The organism is Salmonella sp. SAL03688, from assembly GCF_046551895.1.
GTDB classification, from domain to species: domain Bacteria; phylum Pseudomonadota; class Gammaproteobacteria; order Enterobacterales; family Enterobacteriaceae; genus Salmonella; species Salmonella enterica.
The window spans coordinates 23,497-41,377 of the sequence record NZ_JBGDVI010000026.1 but is presented as its reverse complement, the minus strand read 5'-3'; the positions used below and the strand labels follow the sequence as shown (position 1 = coordinate 41,377).

The following is a 17,881-nucleotide window of genomic DNA, read 5'->3' as shown; positions in this document are numbered from 1 at the left end:
ATGCAGAAACAATCACATGATAACGTTATTCTGGAGCTGACCGTTCGCAACCATCCTGGCGTGATGACCCACGTCTGCGGGCTGTTCGCCCGACGCGCTTTCAACGTTGAGGGTATTCTCTGTTTACCGATTCAGGGCAGCGATCAGAGCCGCATCTGGCTTCTGGTCAATGACGATCAGCGGCTTGAACAGATGATCAGTCAGATCGATAAACTGGAAGACGTGGCGAAGGTGGTACGAAACCAGTCCGATCCCACCATGTTCAATAAAATTGCCGTCTTTTTTGAGTAAGTTATTCACTTTCCGAATCAGGCGTGATGACTTTGACGGAACCATTCCGACAGTGAGCGGCATAATCTGTCGGTAATGGGCGATCGCTAATCAGGACATCAAAGGCAGAAAGCGGACCAATGCTGGCAGGCGCGACCTCATCAAACAGGGCGTGACGCGCCAGCAAAATTTTGCGCAGACCGCGCTCCATCGCTTTACGTTTGGCGGCAAGATCATCCGGGTTAAACCAGCTCACGCCAAAATGTTCATGTACGCCGCTGGCGGAAATAAACACTTTGCGCGGATTGAGCGAATCCAGCGCCGAAGGATTATTGGCATCATAAAAGGCATCGCTCTTGGCCCGATAGGTGCCGCCGCACAAAATCGCCGTGGCATTAGGCTTTTCATTCAGCGCGATAAATACCCGATGCGAGTAGCAAATCCCGGTAAAGGTAATATCATCCGGTATCATGCTGATAACTAATGGCATTTCCGGACCGTTATCAAAAAAAACCAAATCGTTTTCACGCACCAGGCCGGCGGCCAGGATCGCAACGGGAAGGTCGTCCCTATGATGCGTCTTTTTCGCCGGCAGCGGCATATTGGTTGAAGACGTAGGCTTATTTACCATGACGATATAGCCGCCGAGCAGCGTCAGCGGTAAAGGGTCATCATCCTGGCTGAGATCGCGGCGAATGGTCATCACCGAAACTTCCAGCATCCGCGCGGCGTCTTTCAGATGGATTCGATCGGTCTTTTTCAGTAACTCCATCAAGCGTCGGATACGTTCTTTTTGCTTGGTCTCCATTCACCCTCTCCACAAATCATGTTGTTATGTTCCATCAGTAACATTTATGTGTTTCTGAGAACATTACAGTGTGGCACTACTATACGTCTGGCTGTCAGGAAATAAAAGTGGGTTTATTCGCGTTTTATAACAATAAATAGTTAATTTTCAGTAAATTGTAACCCTAAAAATGATTTGATGCGCGTATGTTCCGCCAGGGATTGTTCACGCAGTAAATGGCAAAATGATCCTCTAATCGCGATCATAGTCACAAATGATACGGAAGTAACATGGTAATGTTATTTTAATATCATTGTCGTGTGACGATTTCTGAGAGGGAGTAAAATGGATATCGCGGTTATTGGCTCTAACATGGTGGACCTTATCACCTATACCAACCAGATGCCTAAAGAAGGGGAAACTCTGGAAGCGCCGGCGTTTAAAATCGGCTGCGGCGGAAAAGGGGCGAACCAGGCCGTGGCGGCCGCTAAGCTCAATTCAAAAGTATTGATGTTGACCAAGGTGGGCGACGATATTTTTGCCGACAACACCATTCGTAATCTCGAATCCTGGGGGATCAATACGACGTATGTAGAAAAAGTACCGTGTACCAGCAGCGGCGTAGCGCCGATTTTCGTCAACGCCAACTCCAGCAACAGCATTCTGATCATCAAAGGCGCCAACAAGTTTCTCTCGCCGGAAGATATCGATCGCGCGGCGGAAGATTTAAAAAAATGCCAGCTTATTGTTCTGCAACTGGAAGTTCAGCTTGAAACGGTTTATCACGCAATAGAATTTGGCAAGAAACATGGGATTGAAGTGTTATTAAACCCTGCGCCAGCATTACGGGAATTAGATATGTCTTATGCCTGTAAATGCGATTTCTTTGTACCCAATGAAACCGAGCTGGAAATATTAACCGGTATGCCAGTGGATACCTATGACCATATTCGCGCAGCGGCACGTTCGCTGGTGGATAAAGGGCTGAACAATATTATCGTCACCATGGGTGAGAAAGGCGCGCTGTGGATGACGCGTGACCAGGAAGTCCATGTCCCGGCGTTTAGAGTGAACGCTGTCGATACCAGCGGCGCGGGCGATGCCTTTATCGGCTGTTTCGCGCATTACTACGTCCAGAGCGGGGATGTGGAAGCCGCCATGAAAAAAGCCGTCCTCTTTGCCGCTTTCAGCGTCACCGGGAAAGGCACCCAATCCTCTTATCCAAGTATTGAGCAATTTAATGAGTATCTTTCGTTGAACGAATAACAATCACCCTGCACTGTTAAAGGTAGCACTATGAACGATAAAAACATCGTTCAGATGCCCGACGGGTATCTGAATAAGACACCTCTGTTCCAGTTTATTTTGTTATCCTGTTTATTCCCATTATGGGGATGCGCAGCCGCGTTAAATGATATTCTGATTACGCAATTTAAAAGTGTATTTTCGCTGAGCAACTTTGCTTCGGCATTAGTACAAAGCGCCTTTTATGGCGGTTATTTTTTAATTGCTATTCCGGCCTCGCTGGTCATTAAAAAAACCAGTTATAAAGTGGCGATACTTATCGGCCTGACGCTATACATTGTCGGCTGTACGCTCTTTTTCCCGGCGTCGCACATGGCGACCTACACCATGTTCCTCGCGGCGATTTTCGCCATTGCGATTGGCCTGAGTTTCCTGGAAACGGCGGCGAATACCTACAGTTCGATGATCGGGCCGAAAGCCTACGCCACGCTGCGGCTGAATATCAGCCAGACCTTTTATCCGATCGGCGCGGCGGCAGGCATTTTATTGGGTAAGTATCTGGTCTTTTCCGAAGGGGAAAGCCTGGAAAAACAGATGGCGGGCATGAATGCCGAGCAAGTCCACAACTTCAAGGTGCTGATGCTGGAAAACACTCTGGAACCCTATAAGTACATGATTATGGTTCTGGTAGTGGTGATGGTACTGTTCCTGCTGACGCGTTTCCCGACCTGTAAAGTCGCGCAAACCGCGAGTCATAAACGCCCCTCGGCGCTGGATACGCTACGCTATCTCGCCAGCAACGCCCGCTTCCGTCGCGGTATTGTGGCGCAGTTCCTGTATGTGGGAATGCAGGTGGCGGTCTGGTCGTTCACTATCCGTCTGGCGCTGGAGTTAGGCGATATCAATGAGCGCGATGCCTCAACCTTTATGGTCTACAGCTTCGCCTGCTTTTTTATCGGCAAGTTTATCGCCAACATTCTGATGACACGCTTTAACCCGGAAAAAGTCCTGATCCTTTACTCTGTGATCGGCGCGCTGTTCCTGGCCTATGTAGCGCTGGCGCCCAGCTTTAGCGCGGTATACGTGGCGGTGCTGGTCAGTGTTCTGTTTGGCCCCTGCTGGGCGACCATTTATGCCGGAACGCTCGATACCGTCGATAACGAGCATACCGAAATGGCGGGGGCGGTCATCGTGATGGCGATTGTCGGCGCGGCGGTGGTTCCCGCGATTCAGGGCTACGTGGCGGACATGTTCCACTCGTTACAGCTCTCATTCCTGGTTTCCATGCTGTGCTTTGTTTACGTTGGCGTTTACTTCTGGCGCGAAAGCAAAGTGCGCGGCAACCTGGCTGAAGTCGCCGCGTCCTGAGGAGATCAACCATGACAACACGTATTACATTATGGCGGGAGCTTTTTAGCGAGCAGCCGCGTATCTTGCTGGAAAATGATGATTTTACGGTTACGGCGTTTCGTTACGCCAGCGGCGTGGAAGGACTGAAAATACAAAACAGCCGCGGTCATCTGGTGATTCTGCCCTGGATGGGGCAGATGATTTGGGACGCGCAGTTTGACGGTCATGACCTGACTATGCGCAACATGTTCCGCCAGCCGAAGCCGGCTGCGGAAGTGGTGGCAACGTATGGTTGCTTTGCTTTCCATTCCGGACTATTGGCGAATGGCTGCCCGTCGCCGGAAGATACACATCCGCTGCACGGCGAGATGCCCTGCGCTGCCATGGACGACGCCTGGCTGGAGTTAGAGGGCGACAGTCTGCGCGTGACCGGGCGCTACGAGTATGTGATGGGGTTCGGTCATCATTATCAGGCGCAACCTGCGGTGGTAATGCGTAAAGCAAGCGCGCTGTTTGATATTCAGATGACCGTGACTAACCTGGCTTCAGTCGCCATGCCGCTACAGTACATGTGCCACATGAACTATGCCTATGTGCCGAACGCCACGTTCCGCCAGAATATCCCGGATACCGCGCTGAAGCTACGCGAGTCGGTGCCGGCGCATGTCAAACCCACGGCGCAGTGGCTGGCGTTTAATCAACGGCTTTTGCAGGGTGAAGCCTCGCTGGCAACGCTCAACGAGCCTGGCTTTTACGACCCGGAAATCGTGTTCTTCGCCGATGAACTGGACAAGTACACGGATACCCCGGAATTCAGTATGATCGCCCCGGATGGCACCACGTTCGTGACACGTTTCGCCAGCGCGGAGCTGAATTACGTGACCCGCTGGATTCTTTATAACGGCGATCAGCAGGTTGCCGCCTTTGCCCTGCCCGCGACCTGTCGGCCTGAAGGTTTTCTCGCGGCGCAGCGAAATGGAACCTTGCTTCAACTGGAACCGCAGCAAGCCCGGACGTTCACCGTCACGACAGGCATTGTCTGACCGCTCAAGGCTTGAACAGCCGCGCGCTTATCGTTAAGGTAAGCGCGTTTTTTTTATCCATCAGGACAGAACCCATGATCACCGTTGCCCTTATCGACGACCACCTTATCGTCCGCTCCGGCTTTGCACAGCTACTGGGGCTGGAACCTGATTTGCAGGTGGTCGCCGAATTTGGTTCCGGGCGCGAAGCGTTGGCAGGCTTACCGGGGCGCGGCGTACAGGTGTGTATCTGCGATATCTCGATGCCGGATATTTCCGGACTGGAGCTGCTAAGCCAACTGCCAAAAGGGATGGCGACGATCATGCTCTCGGTTCACGATAGCCCGGCGCTGGTGGAACAGGCGTTGAACGCCGGCGCGCGCGGTTTCCTCTCTAAACGCTGTAGTCCGGATGAACTGATCGCCGCGGTGCATACGGTGGCGACGGGCGGCTGCTATTTGACCCCCGATATTGCCGTGAAACTGGCGGCGGGTCGGCAAGATCCGCTAACCAAACGCGAGCGTCAGGTGGCGGAAAAACTCGCCCAGGGTATGGCGGTAAAAGAGATTGCCGCCGAGCTGGGGCTGTCGCCAAAAACGGTGCATGTCCATCGCGCGAATCTGCTGGAAAAATTAGGCGTCAGCAATGACGTTGAACTGGCGCATCGCATGTTTGACGGTTGGTAATGAACACCTTTTTTTCCCGTTTAATCACCGTTGTTGCCTGCTTTTTTATTTTCTCCGCCGCGTGGTTCTGCCTGTGGAGCATCAGCCTGCATCTGGTAGAGCGCCCGGAGCTGGCGGCGCTGCTCTTTCCCTTCGGCCTGCGCCTGGGACTTATGCTGCAATGTCCGCGCGGTTACTGGCCAGTATTGCTGGGCGCGGAGTGGCTGCTGGTGTACTGGTTGGCGCAGGAAGTTGCGCTGGCCCATCTGCCGCTTTTGATGATCGGTAGTGTGTTAACGCTACTGCCCGTGGCGCTGACTTCGCGTTACCGCCATCAGCGCGACTGGCGCACGTTATTGCTTCAGGGCGCGGCCCTCACCGCCGCGGCGCTACTGCAATCCCTGCCCTGGCTGGGGCAGGGGGAAGCGGCATGGAACGCGCTACTGCTGACCCTCACGGGTGGTCTGACGCTGGCCCCCATCTGCCTGGTTTTCTGGCACTATCTCACCAGCACTACCTGGCTGCCGCTGGGACCATCGCTGGTATCGCAGCCGGTAAACTGGCGCGGGCGGCATCTGATCTGGTATCTGCTGCTGTTTATCGTCAGTCTGTGGCTGCAACTGGGGTTACCTGCTGAACTTTCGCGCTTCACGCCGTTCTGCCTGGCGTTGCCGATTATCGCGCTCGCCTGGCATTATGGCTGGCAGGGCGCGCTCATTGCCACACTGATGAACGCTATCGCGCTGATCGCCAGCCAGACCTGGCACGATCATCCCGTCGATTTATTACTTTCGCTGTTGGCGCAAAGCCTGACCGGGCTACTGCTTGGCGCGGGCATTCAGCGCCTGCGCGAGCTGAACCAGTCGTTGCAAAAGGAGCTGGCGCGCAACCATCGGCTGGCGGAGCGTCTTCTGGAGACCGAAGAGAGCGTGCGGCGCGATGTTGCGCGTGAGCTGCACGATGACATCGGACAGACCATCACCGCGATTCGTACCCAGGCGGGCATTGTGCAACGACTGGCGGCGGATAACGGCGGCGTGAAGCAGAGCGGGCAACTTATCGAGCAGCTTTCGCTGGGTGTGTATGACGCCGTGCGTCGCCTGCTGGGGCGCTTGCGCCCGCGTCAGCTAGACGACTTAACGCTGGCGCAGGCCATCCGTTCGTTGCTGCGCGAAATGGAGCTGGAAAGCCGCGGTATTGTCAGTCACCTCGACTGGCGAATTGACGAAACGGCGCTGAGTGAAAGTCAGCGCGTGACGCTGTTTCGCGTCTGTCAGGAAGGGCTGAATAACATCGTAAAACATGCCAATGCCAGCGCGGTGACGCTCCAGGGCTGGCAGCAGGATGAGCGGCTGATGCTGGTGATTGAGGATGACGGCAGCGGCCTGCCGCCGGGCTCTCACCAGCAGGGCTTCGGCCTGACCGGAATGCGCGAACGCGTGTCGGCGCTCGGCGGGACGCTAACCATCTCTTGTACCCACGGTACGCGGGTGAGCGTCTCGTTGCCCCAGCGTTACGTTTAAGGAAGGATAATGCTTTCGTTTTTAAAAGCCCCGGCCAACGCGCCGCTCATCACCGATAAGCACGAGGTTGACGCCCGCTATCGCTACTGGCGGCGGCATATCCTGATCACCATTTGGTTGGGTTACGCGCTGTTCTATTTCACCCGTAAAAGCTTTAACGCCGCCGCGCCGGAAATCCTTGCCAGCGGCATACTGAGTCGCAGCGATATCGGCCTGCTGGCGACGCTGTTTTACATCACCTACGGGGTGTCGAAATTTGTCTCCGGCATCGTTAGCGATCGCTCTAACGCTCGCTATTTTATGGGCATCGGGCTGATTGCGACCGGCGTAGTGAATATTCTGTTCGGCTTCTCGACCTCGCTGTGGGCCTTTGCTCTGCTATGGGCGCTGAACGCCTTTTTCCAGGGGTTTGGATCGCCGGTTTGCGCCCGTTTGCTGACCGCCTGGTACTCGCGTACCGAGCGCGGCGGCTGGTGGGCGTTATGGAACACCGCGCACAATGTCGGCGGGGCGCTGATCCCTCTCGTTATGGCCGCTGTCGCCCTGCATTATGGCTGGCGCGTCGGAATGATGGTGGCCGGATTGCTTGCCATCGGGGTGGGCATGGTCCTCTGCTGGCGGCTGCGCGACCGTCCGCAGGCGATTGGTTTACCGCCGGTAGGCGACTGGCGGCACGATGCGCTGGAGGTCGCCCAACAGCAAGAGGGCGCGGGGCTAAGTCGCAAAGAAATCCTCGCTAAATATGTGCTGTTGAATCCCTATATCTGGCTGCTTTCGCTGTGTTATGTCTTAGTGTACGTGGTGCGCGCGGCGATCAACGACTGGGGCAACCTGTATATGTCCGAGACGCTGGGCGTGGATTTGGTCACGGCCAACACGGCAGTATCGATGTTTGAGCTGGGGGGATTTATCGGCGCGCTGGTGGCGGGCTGGGGCTCGGACAAACTCTTCAACGGCAACCGCGGACCGATGAATTTAATCTTCGCTGCCGGGATTTTGCTCTCTGTGGGGTCGCTGTGGCTGATGCCGTTCGCCAGCTACGTCATGCAGGCGGCCTGTTTCTTCACCACCGGTTTCTTTGTCTTCGGCCCGCAGATGCTCATTGGCATGGCGGCGGCGGAGTGCTCGCATAAAGAGGCGGCGGGCGCGGCCACCGGCTTTGTCGGCCTGTTCGCCTATCTCGGCGCGTCGCTTTCCGGCTGGCCGTTAGCGAAAGTGCTGGAGATCTGGCACTGGACCGGTTTTTTTGCGGTCATCGCCATCGCGGCGGGGATCTCCGCGCTATTGCTGTTGCCATTTCTGAACGCTCAGGCCCCGCGCGAGACCAGCGAAGCGTGATGCACCTCACCTTTTTGCGCTGAATGGGGCAAAACTAAGAAATTTTCCCGGTTTTGCCTGGACGCTGTCGCAGGCCACTTTTCCTGTGGATTTTTACAATGCCTGCCATTCGCAGGTATAAAAATTAGCTCAGGAGTAATCCATGCTGGCCTTCTTAAACCAGGTGCGCAAGCCGACCCTGGATCTGCCGCTCGATGTGCGGCGTAAAATGTGGTTCAAGCCGTTCATGCAGTCCTATCTGGTGGTTTTTATCGGCTACCTGACCATGTACCTGATCCGCAAAAACTTTAACATCGCGCAGAACGACATGATCTCTACCTACGGGTTGAGCATGACCGAGCTGGGGATGATTGGCCTGGGCTTCTCGATCACCTACGGCGTGGGGAAAACGCTGGTTTCCTACTACGCTGACGGTAAAAATACCAAGCAGTTTCTACCGTTTATGTTGATCCTCTCCGCTATCTGTATGCTCGGCTTCAGCGCCAGCATGGGCGCGGGGTCAACCAGTCTGTTTCTGATGATCGCTTTCTATGCCCTGAGCGGTTTCTTCCAGAGTACCGGCGGATCGTGCAGCTACTCGACCATCACCAAATGGACTCCGCGTCGTAAACGCGGCACCTTTCTCGGCTTCTGGAATATCTCCCACAACCTCGGCGGCGCGGGCGCGGCAGGCGTGGCGCTGTTCGGCGCCAACTACCTGTTCGACGGTCACGTCATCGGCATGTTTATCTTCCCGTCGATTATCGCGCTGATTGTTGGCTTTATCGGTCTGCGTTTTGGCAGCGACTCCCCGGAGTCTTACGGTCTGGGTAAAGCTGAAGAACTGTTCGGCGAAGAGATCAGCGAAGAGGATAAAGAGACTGAAGAAAACGAAATGACCAAGTGGCAGATCTTTGTTGAATATGTGTTGAAAAACAAAGTGATCTGGCTGCTGTGTTTCTCCAATATCTTCTTGTATGTGGTGCGTATTGGTATCGACCAGTGGTCAACCGTCTACGCCTTCCAGGAGCTGAAACTTTCTAAAGAGGTGGCGATTCAGGGCTTTACCTTGTTTGAAGTGGGCGCGCTGGTCGGCACGTTGCTGTGGGGCTGGCTCTCTGACCTGGCGAACGGTCGTCGTGCGCTGGTAGCCTGTGTGGCGCTGGCGTTAATCATCGCCACCCTCGGCGTCTACCAGCACGCCAGCAACCAGTATGTCTATCTGGCCTCGCTGTTCGCGCTCGGTTTCCTGGTGTTTGGGCCGCAGCTATTAATTGGTGTGGCGGCTGTCGGTTTCGTACCGAAAAAAGCCATCGGCGCTGCGGACGGTATCAAAGGAACCTTCGCTTATCTTATCGGCGATAGCTTTGCCAAGCTGGGTCTGGGCATGATTGCCGACGGCACCCCCATTTTTGGTCTGACCGGTTGGGCGGGTACCTTCGCTGCGCTGGACGCCGCCGCGATCGGCTGTATCTGCCTGATGGCGATGGTCGCCGTGATGGAAGAGCGCAAAATCCGCCGTGAGAAAAAAATTCAGCAAGTTAATATCGCTTAAATGTGTGCATTTGGTAACGTTTTGCCCGGCTTAACGCCGGGCTTTTTTATGCCTTGCGTTCGTCAGACAGGACATCCGGCGTCTGGCGTGAATGAAGACAGGCGTTAATAAATCACATCCTGACAGGCCAGAACGTCGACAGTTATAAATTTACCGTTATGATGGGCATCCTGTTTGGTGACGGATGTGCGCATGATTTGGTTGATTCTGGCCACGTTTGTGGTGGTGTTTATTGTGGGTTTTCGGGTGCTGACATCGGATACCCGCCGGGCGATTCGCCGCCTGAGCGAACGTCTGAATATTGATGTAGTACCGATAGAATCGATGATTGATCAGATGGGTAAAACGACAGGCGGTGAATTTTTACAGTATCTGCATCGCCCTGATGAGTCGCATTTGCAAAATGCCGCTCAGGTGTTACTAATCTGGCAAATGGTGATTGTCGATGGCGGCGATCAGAATTTGCAGCGGTGGCATCGGTTGCTGCAAAAAGCGCGTTTAGCCGCGCCGATCACCGATACACAGGTACGGCTGGCGCTGGGCTTTTTGCGCGAAATGGAACCCGATATGCAGGAGATCAACGCGTTTCAACTGCGCTATAACGCCTTTTTTCAGCCGGAAGAGGGTGTCCACTGGCTGCATTGATACTCTTCACTATCTCGTTAACAAAAGACGAGATGAATGAGGCTGGCAAGGGCGGAGAGCCACGATTAACGGCCGGATGGCGCGATTCATCGTTAGCCAAATAAAGCGTAGCCGCCATCGTATTTGCTAAGGGTGAGCCACAGAAGTAACGCACCGAATAACCGCTAACGACGCCAGAACGTCAGAGACTTGTAGCTCATCATTTCCGTGACATATATCACGGAAATGTGATCTTGTTTTGAACACCAAAACTGTGACTCCTTGCCATACCTCCTGTCTCAAAATTTCTTAGCATAAACTCGAAGTTGTACATGATTGTCTATAGGAAACTCTAAATGTTTAGGCGCGCCCCATGAAAACATTGTAGTGGCACACTGAATTTGCCCACCCCCAGACATCCGACTTAGTCTTAACAGACCATCGGTAAAACCCTCATACCAGCACCTTTAGCCCGTGTTTTTGGACAACATTAAGTAGTTTCAGTGACATCCCGCTGGGACGCTTGGTGCCGCTTTCCCACTTTTGAACCGTTGATACGCTGGTATTCAGGTACCGAGCGAAAACCGGCTGGCTAACGTTGAGTTTTTCTCGTAACGCTTTTATTTCAAGTGGCTGCAGGTCTTTGATGCTGCTTAAGCAGGCCGTGTCAAAACTGCGCATTGTCTCCTGGGGAATGGCATCCACGCTAAATAATCCAGATGCCGCGCTATGAATCGCTTCAAAGGCAGGGCTTTTGAATTTAGTTTTTGCTGACATGGCGCACCTCTACCAGTTCTTTGTTATTAATGAGTGCCGTTATCTGATCTTCGGTCAGGCAAGCATAGTGTTTTGCTAACTCACGGAAACCCGCGAGTTCGCGATAGCTAATGTTGGCCATATCCTGTTTGGCATACAGGAAGGTGTAAAACCAATGTTCGCCTCCCTTTGCCAACACAATTGCGCGATCGCGGTTTTGATTGAGACGTTTTTTATAAACTCCGCCGCCGAGATTATCTGCTTTTCCTTGCAGTACGGCGTTGATGGCCTCGCTTAACTCGTCGTCTTTTATCGTGTGGGACTTCGCTTCTCTGTTAAACCACCTGGTTTTGAAGATTCGCATCAGGTTGACATCCTGTAATCTGAAGTATAGCACCAGGTGATACACTATGTCTTACCTTTTGGTTTTGCACGCAGCGAGAGAAGATAATTCTCAACGCTCGACCAGCCTCGCAAAATGCAGCGCAACAATGTCAGTTGCTAAAACGTTAATCAGATCACATTTTGTAATGTTACACTGCATGAATTTTCCGCACTAAAACGACGCAGGTAACCACAATGAATGAAAATATCGCAGAAAAATTCCGCGCTGATGGGGTTGCCAGGCCTAACTGGTCAGCCGTTTTTGCCGTGGCGTTTTGTGTCGCCTGCCTGATTACCGTTGAGTTTTTGCCCGTTAGTCTGTTGACGCCGATGGCGCAGGATCTGGGGATCTCCGAGGGCGTCGCCGGTCAGTCGGTCACCGTTACGGCGTTTGTCGCGATGTTTTCCAGCCTGTTCATTACCCAGATTATTCAGGCGACCGACAGGCGTTATATCGTTATTCTGTTCGCCGTTTTGCTGACGGCTTCTTGTCTGATGGTCTCCTTTGCCAACAGCTTTACGCTGCTATTGCTGGGCCGCGCCTGTCTTGGGTTGGCGCTGGGCGGATTCTGGGCGATGTCGGCGTCGCTGACCATGCGACTGGTTCCCGCGCGTACCGTGCCGAAAGCGCTGTCGGTGATTTTTGGCGCGGTTTCCATCGCGTTAGTGATCGCCGCGCCGCTGGGCAGTTTTTTGGGCGGTATTATTGGCTGGCGTAATGTCTTTAACGCCGCTGCGGTGATGGGCGTACTGTGCGTCATCTGGGTGGTGAAATCACTGCCGTCGCTGCCGGGCGAACCTTCTCACCAGAAACAGAATATGTTTAGCCTGTTGCAACGCCCTGGCGTGATGGCCGGGATGATCGCCATCTTTATGTCTTTTGCCGGGCAGTTCGCTTTCTTTACCTATATTCGCCCGGTCTATATGAATCTGGCGGGCTTTGACGTTGATGGTCTGACGATGGTGTTGCTCAGTTTTGGTATTGCCAGCTTCGTTGGCACTTCTTTCTCATCTTATGTCCTGAAACGTTCGGTAAAACTGGCGCTGGCCGGTGCGCCGCTGCTACTGGCGCTGAGCGCGCTGACGCTCATTGTGTGGGGAGGCGATAAAACCGTGGCGGCGGTCATAGCGATTATCTGGGGGCTGGCGTTTGCGCTGGTGCCGGTGGGATGGTCAACGTGGATCACTCGTTCCCTTGCCGATCAGGCGGAAAAAGCCGGTTCCATCCAGGTCGCGGTGATTCAACTGGCAAATACCTGTGGCGCGGCGGTGGGCGGTTATGCGCTCGACAATTTCGGGCTGCTTTCGCCGCTGGCGCTTTCCGGCGGACTGATGCTGTTGACGGCGTTAGTCGTGGCGGCGAAAGTCCGTATTACGCCAATGAGTTGATATTGCTGCCATTTGTAGGCCGGATACGACGTTAGTCGTTATCCGGCAATAATAAACGCTTAATCAAAACCGTTATGCTCTGCGGTGGCGGCAAACCATTCTCCGCTTTTTTTCACCGTGCGCGTTTGGGTGGCTAAATCCAGTTGTACAAAACCATAGCGATTTTTATAGCCGTTCAGCCATGACCAGTTATCGATAAAGGTCCACATGTGGTAGCCAAGACAGTGACAGCCCTCGCTAATGCCTTTATGCAGCCATTTAAGATGCTCAGAGATAAAGTCAATCCGGTAATCATCGTGAATCTGTCCCGCTTGCACAAAACGCTGCTCGTTCTCAACGCCCATCCCGTTTTCGGAGATAAAACAGCGCGGATTGCCGTAATTATCCCGTAGGTTGGTAATGATGTCGTAAATTCCTGGCGCGTAAATTTCCCAGCCGCGGTAAGGGTTCATCTTGCGCCCCGGCATGTCGTAATAGTCAAATAACCATTCCGGCATAAACGGCGCTTGCGGATTCACCGCCGTATCACGGCATTTCACGCGGCGCGGCTGATAATAGTTAATCCCCAGTAAATCGATTTTGCCGTCGGCAATAAGCTGACGGTCGCCTGGCTGACAGGCAGGCAGCTGGTCATAGGTTTTCAGCAGCGCCACCAGCTCCGCCGGGTATTCTCCCTTTAATACCGGGTCAAGAAAACTGCGGTTGAATAACAGATCCGCATGATGCGCGGCTTGCACATCGGCGGGATGCTGCGAGCGTGGGTAGGACGGCGTCAGATTCAGCACTACGCCGATTTCACCGTCGTAGCGCCCGGCGCGCCAGGCGCGCACGGCGGTCGAGTGCGCCAGCACGGTATGGTACGCCACGGTGGCCGCACGTTTAAAATCCACCACATTGGGATAGTGGAAGTCGTACAAATAGCCGCCTTCCACCGGCACAATCGGCTCATTAAAGGTAAACCAGTGCTTCACGCGGTCGCCAAACAAGGTAAAACACGTTTGCGCGTACCGACCAAACGCCTCTACGACGTCGCGATTTTCCCAGCCGCCTTTCTCCTGCATGACCATCGGCATATCAAAATGGAACAGCGTAATAAACGGCGTGATGCCCTGCGCCAGTAGCTCGTCGATGACGTGATTGTAGAAGCTCACCGCTTGTGGATTCACCTCGCCTACACCGTCTGGAATGAGCCGCGCCCAGCTTAGCGAGGTGCGAAAACTGTTGTGTTTTAACTGTTTCAGTAGCGCGATGTCTTGCTTCCAGTGGCGATAGAACGTTGAGGTTTCTGCTGGACCGATGCCCTGATGAAAACGACCCGGCTGGCGCTCGAACCACACATCCCACGTGGTCTGGCTTTTACCGCCATTCAGACTATCCCCTTCGGTTTGCAACGCTGAGCAGGCGCTGCCCCACCAGAAGTTATCGGGAAAACGGTATCGCATTGTCGTACTCCTTGATCGCGTAAATTCGCTCCAGAATACGCGGTTTTAGCGAACAGAAACCGGTTACAGTCCGCATTTTCGCGACCAAAAAGCGGAAAAGCGGTGCTACATCTCCGGGCATTCCACCTTGCCGAGAGCCTGCCAGTAGTTATGCTGATTGTTGCGCTCTATCGCGATCATCGCCTCCCGAATATGCTGCTGGTTCCCCTCGCTCGCCATGATTTTTTTCTCCCAGGCTTCATCGGTTAGCGCGCCTTTGGGCGTACACATTTTGCGCAAATCCTTTAAAATCGTATTTTTTTCATGCGCCGACTGGAGTGAGCTAAACGGAGAGTCGGCATACGTGACGCCCGGTAGCGCGACAAGCGCGGCAATAAGCAGAAGCGTTTTTCGTTTCATAAACGGTATCCTTATCGGTTTGCACTTTTTCAAGAGTAAGTGTAGACCGCGCGACGCTCACTCATCGGGGCGTGCTATCCGTTGGCGTTGAAGTCAGGCAAAAGTGGGAAGGCGGTTTCTCGCTGCGCCTTCACTTTCTTGCGTGGCAGAATAGTGTATGTTCTGAACACTCTTTTATTTCGTAAGCGGTAGTGTAATGAGACGTATTGAGATCGTACTGGGAGAGCTGGAACGGCTGACGCGCGGGCTATGCCTTGCCGATTTGGCGCAGGAGACGGCGTTTACGGCGGAGGCGATAGGTTTCAATCTTGGGCTGGCGCGTAACTCCGTCAGCAAAGATCTCAATCAGTTATGGAATGACGGCCTGGCAATCAAAAGCCGTGGCCGCCCGGTCTATTTTCTGCATCGCCAGGCGCTGGAAACGTTGCTGGGACGACAGCTGGAAGAGTCTGAACGCGAAGTGCGGTCGGTGGCGGATGTGCTGCCGCATGAAGAGCATTACGCGCCCGACGATCCGTTTACCAGCCTGATTGGTTACGATCGCAGCCTGCGCGATGCGGTAGAAAAAGGCCGTGCGGCGGTGCTCTATCCGCACGGTTTACACGTTCTGCTTACCGGGCCGTCCGGCGTCGGTAAAACCTTTTTTGCGGAACTGATGCACCGTTTCGCCTGTGAACAGGCGAGCGGCGCTATCCCGCCGCTGGTCTACTTTAACTGCGCGGAATACGCCCATAACCCGGAACTGCTCTCCTCGCATCTGTTTGGTCATCGGCAGGGGGCGTTTACCGGCGCGAATGAACATAAAACAGGCCTCGTGGAGCAGGCGGACGGTGGTTATCTGCTGTTGGACGAGGTGCACCGTCTGTCTTATGAAGGGCAGGAAAAGCTGTTCTCTATTCTGGATAAAGGCGAGTACCGTCCGCTCGGCGTGAGCAGCCAGCCGCGATCAATTTCGGTACGCCTGATTTGCGCCACTACCGAACCGGTCGGGTCGGCGCTGTTACGTACTTTCCAGCGGCGTATTCAGGTATGCATTGATTTGCCGGGTATTCGCCAGCGCTCCGTTGAAGAACAGATCGAACTGATCGTGGGGTTCTTACAGCGGGAAAGCCGCAAAATAGAACGCACGGTCAGCATTGATAAACCGTTGTTGCTCTGGTTGCTGAATAAACCCCTGGAAGGCAATATCGGCCAGCTAAAAAGCGATATTCAGTTTCTCTGCGCTCAGGCGTGGGCATCGGGAATGACCGAGCATAACGACACGCTACAACTGGATAAGCGGCTGGCGGAGATGTCGGTTAACCCGACGCCGGAACAGCGTCTATTGGTGGATACTCTGTTTGACGGTAAAGCGCGGCTAAATATAGACGCGCGCACGCTGCCCGCATTGAAGACGTCGCTGGCGACCGGGGCGGAAATTGAAGAGAGCGACCTCTTTTACAGCTTCCTGACGCGCGAGTATGTTAATTTGCGCAACAGTAACGTCCCCCCGGCGGAGACGCTGGCGATCCTGAAAAATAAACTCAGCTCGATTTTTGAATACGGTCTCTATAGCCGCGACAGCGTGGCGCATCCGCCGCGCTATGGCGACCAGATTGAAGAGCGCGTGACGCTGCTGATTGGCTGCGTAGAGCAGGTGTTGGGCTTTTCGCTGCCGGAAAATCTGGTTAACCCACTGCGTAAACACTTCCTGGCGCTGATAGGCTACGTGCAGCGCGGCCTGATCCCGCAGCTTTACTCTTCCAGTTTGATCCTGGATCGCTGCAAAGACGAATATGACAACGCCACGCTGCTGTGTCGGAAAATCAACGAACTGCTGCATATTCAGTGTCCGGCGACGGAAGTGGTCTGGCTATGCCTGTTCCTGAAAGAGTGCCGCCATTATCGTCAGCGTATCGATGCCAGCCCCGACTGCGGGGTCATTTTGATCGCCCACGGCGCGACCACCGCCACCAGCCAGGCGCAATATGTCAACCGCGTGCTGGAGCGCGAGCTGTTCAGCGCCATCGACATGCCGTTTGAACAGTCGGTGCATGACACGCTGGAAACGCTGACCCAAATGATTCAAACCCGCCAATATCGGCGGCTTATCCTGTTGGTGGACATCGGTTCATTGATCCATTTCGGCAGTACGATCAGTAAGTTATTCCAGATAGATGTTTTGCTCATGCCGAACATCACGCTGACCAGTCTGCTGGAAGTCGGGCTGGATTTAAGCTATGAAACCAGTGACTTACCACAGTTGACGGCGCTCCTGCAGAGTAAAAATATCCCCTGCCAGCTTTGTACGCCGCAGCAGGAGAACGGCGGCAAAGTGCTGGTCATCTCCTGTATTACCGGCATGGGAACGGCGGAAAAAATCAAAAAGGTGCTGGAGGAGAGCTTTGGCGAACTGATGTCGCAGGACACCAGGATGGTGATCCTTGATTATAACGAGGTACGAAGTCTGGAGCGCGTTCAGCAGGCATTGAATGCCAGCGAGCGGCTGGCGGGGATTGTCGGCACTTTCCAGCCGGGGCTGCCGGATATTCCGTTTATTTCGCTGGAAGAGCTTTTCTCCGAACAAGGGCCGGAACTGGTGTTGAGCCTGTTAACGCCCGATCTGTCCAACGCTGAACGCCGTCTGGAGATGGAGCGCAGCGCCATGCGCTTTATCAGCGCGCTAACGATGGAGAGCATCATCAACCATATTTCTGTGCTTAACCCGCAGCGTATTCTGAAAGAGATGGAGGGCGTTTTTAACCATCTGACGTCTTCGCTTTCCCTGAAACCAAGCCGCCAGGTGACACTGCGCTTCCTGATCCACTGCTGCTGTATGGTAGAGCGTATTGTGATTAACCGTAAACCGTTACAGATGGCGCTGGAAAGTCAGCCGAATCTGGACGCGCGCGCGTTTAGTGTCATCAAATCCGCTTTTCTGCCGATCGAAGACGCCTACGCCATCCGTTTATCGGATGCGGAATATTTTTATATCTACGAACTGCTCTATAGCTAATCCTTTTACTGGCGGGGCTTCGCGCCTCGCCAGACCTTTCTTCTTCCTCGCGTGACACAAATTCTGGCACAACCTTTGCTCTTCTGATGATGCGTTATGCCGGATAGCGGCGTAAACGCCTTATCCGGCCTACCGGGAGCGTCCTGTAGGCCCGGTAA

At 54.0% G+C, this 17,881-nt stretch carries 16 protein-coding genes; 11 read left to right on the top strand and 5 right to left on the bottom strand.

Annotated elements, in window-relative coordinates:
- A complete protein-coding gene (gene ilvN, locus ACLJR2_RS20685; RefSeq protein ID WP_001171826.1) occupies positions 1 to 291 on the top strand; it encodes an acetolactate synthase small subunit in 291 nt (96 codons plus the stop codon).
- 1 nt (position 292) lies between these two features.
- On the opposite strand, the gene ACLJR2_RS20680 is transcribed toward ilvN, so the two are convergent.
- Complete coding sequence (locus ACLJR2_RS20680; RefSeq protein ID WP_000448641.1) at positions 293 to 1,078, bottom strand: DeoR family transcriptional regulator; 786 nt, start codon at positions 1,076 to 1,078, stop codon at positions 293 to 295.
- Between the two features lie 324 nt (positions 1,079 to 1,402).
- On the opposite strand from ACLJR2_RS20680, the gene rbsK reads away from it, so the two are divergent.
- The 8 genes from rbsK (at position 1,403) to ACLJR2_RS20640 (ending at position 10,379) form a co-directional block, all read left to right on the top strand.
- Positions 1,403 to 2,323, top strand: a complete 921-nt coding sequence (rbsK, locus tag ACLJR2_RS20675; protein ID WP_000350272.1) for a ribokinase — start codon at positions 1,403 to 1,405, stop codon at positions 2,321 to 2,323.
- A 30-nt stretch (positions 2,324 to 2,353) separates the two neighbouring features.
- Positions 2,354 to 3,670 carry an L-fucose:H+ symporter permease gene (gene fucP, locus ACLJR2_RS20670; protein WP_000998359.1) on the top strand — a complete coding sequence of 439 codons (1,317 nt, stop codon included), beginning with the start codon at positions 2,354 to 2,356 and terminating at the stop codon, positions 3,668 to 3,670.
- Positions 3,671 to 3,681: 11 nt separating this feature from the next.
- The gene (locus ACLJR2_RS20665) at positions 3,682 to 4,695 is read left to right on the top strand and encodes an aldose 1-epimerase family protein (RefSeq protein ID WP_001533839.1); all 1,014 of its coding nucleotides are present in this window, start codon (positions 3,682 to 3,684) and stop codon (positions 4,693 to 4,695) included.
- A gap of 74 nt (positions 4,696 to 4,769) precedes the next feature.
- Positions 4,770 to 5,360 carry a transcriptional regulator UhpA gene (uhpA, locus tag ACLJR2_RS20660; RefSeq protein ID WP_000633672.1) on the top strand — a complete coding sequence of 197 codons (591 nt, stop codon included), beginning with the start codon at positions 4,770 to 4,772 and terminating at the stop codon, positions 5,358 to 5,360.
- A complete protein-coding gene (uhpB, locus tag ACLJR2_RS20655) occupies positions 5,360 to 6,862 on the top strand; it encodes a signal transduction histidine-protein kinase/phosphatase UhpB (protein WP_001091262.1) in 1,503 nt (500 codons plus the stop codon). The genes uhpA and uhpB overlap by 1 nt, the downstream gene beginning before the upstream one ends.
- A 9-nt stretch (positions 6,863 to 6,871) precedes the next feature.
- Entirely contained in the window at positions 6,872 to 8,200 is a 1,329-nt protein-coding gene (locus tag ACLJR2_RS20650) for an MFS transporter (RefSeq protein WP_000948164.1), read from the top strand.
- A gap of 142 nt (positions 8,201 to 8,342) precedes the next feature.
- A complete protein-coding gene (uhpT, locus tag ACLJR2_RS20645) occupies positions 8,343 to 9,734 on the top strand; it encodes a hexose-6-phosphate:phosphate antiporter (RefSeq protein ID WP_000879180.1) in 1,392 nt (463 codons plus the stop codon).
- A 192-nt stretch (positions 9,735 to 9,926) separates the two neighbouring features.
- Positions 9,927 to 10,379, top strand: coding sequence for a DUF1198 domain-containing protein (locus ACLJR2_RS20640; RefSeq protein WP_001533865.1), 453 nt, complete (start codon positions 9,927 to 9,929; stop codon positions 10,377 to 10,379).
- Positions 10,380 to 10,811: 432 nt separating this feature from the next.
- Here ACLJR2_RS20640 and ACLJR2_RS20635 read toward each other — a convergent pair whose 3' ends face one another.
- Both ACLJR2_RS20635 and ACLJR2_RS20630 read right to left on the bottom strand, forming a co-directional pair.
- A complete protein-coding gene (locus tag ACLJR2_RS20635) occupies positions 10,812 to 11,135 on the bottom strand; it encodes a helix-turn-helix domain-containing protein (RefSeq protein ID WP_001274844.1) in 324 nt (107 codons plus the stop codon).
- Complete coding sequence (locus tag ACLJR2_RS20630; protein WP_001217953.1) at positions 11,119 to 11,478, bottom strand: type II toxin-antitoxin system RelE/ParE family toxin; 360 nt, start codon at positions 11,476 to 11,478, stop codon at positions 11,119 to 11,121. The genes ACLJR2_RS20635 and ACLJR2_RS20630 overlap by 17 nt, the downstream gene beginning before the upstream one ends.
- Before the next feature lie 215 nt (positions 11,479 to 11,693).
- On the opposite strand from ACLJR2_RS20630, the gene nepI reads away from it, so the two are divergent.
- A complete protein-coding gene (gene nepI, locus ACLJR2_RS20625) occupies positions 11,694 to 12,887 on the top strand; it encodes a purine ribonucleoside efflux pump NepI (protein WP_001004802.1) in 1,194 nt (397 codons plus the stop codon).
- Between the two features lie 59 nt (positions 12,888 to 12,946).
- Here the strand turns inward: nepI and ACLJR2_RS20620 are convergent, their stop codons facing one another.
- Both ACLJR2_RS20620 and ACLJR2_RS20615 read right to left on the bottom strand, forming a co-directional pair.
- On the bottom strand, positions 12,947 to 14,329 hold the full coding sequence (locus ACLJR2_RS20620; RefSeq protein ID WP_001270483.1) for a glycoside hydrolase family 1 protein: 1,383 nt from the start codon (positions 14,327 to 14,329) through the stop codon (positions 12,947 to 12,949).
- Positions 14,330 to 14,434: 105 nt separating this feature from the next.
- Positions 14,435 to 14,728: a YicS family protein gene (locus ACLJR2_RS20615; protein ID WP_000824212.1), complete on the bottom strand. Its 294-nt coding sequence runs from the start codon at positions 14,726 to 14,728 to the stop codon at positions 14,435 to 14,437.
- 196 nt (positions 14,729 to 14,924) lie between these two features.
- Here ACLJR2_RS20615 and dagR point away from each other — a divergent pair, with 196 nt between their 5' ends.
- Positions 14,925 to 17,723, top strand: coding sequence for a transcriptional regulator DagR (gene dagR, locus ACLJR2_RS20610; RefSeq protein WP_001252672.1), 2,799 nt, complete (start codon positions 14,925 to 14,927; stop codon positions 17,721 to 17,723).
- Positions 17,724 to 17,881 lie beyond the last annotated feature (158 nt).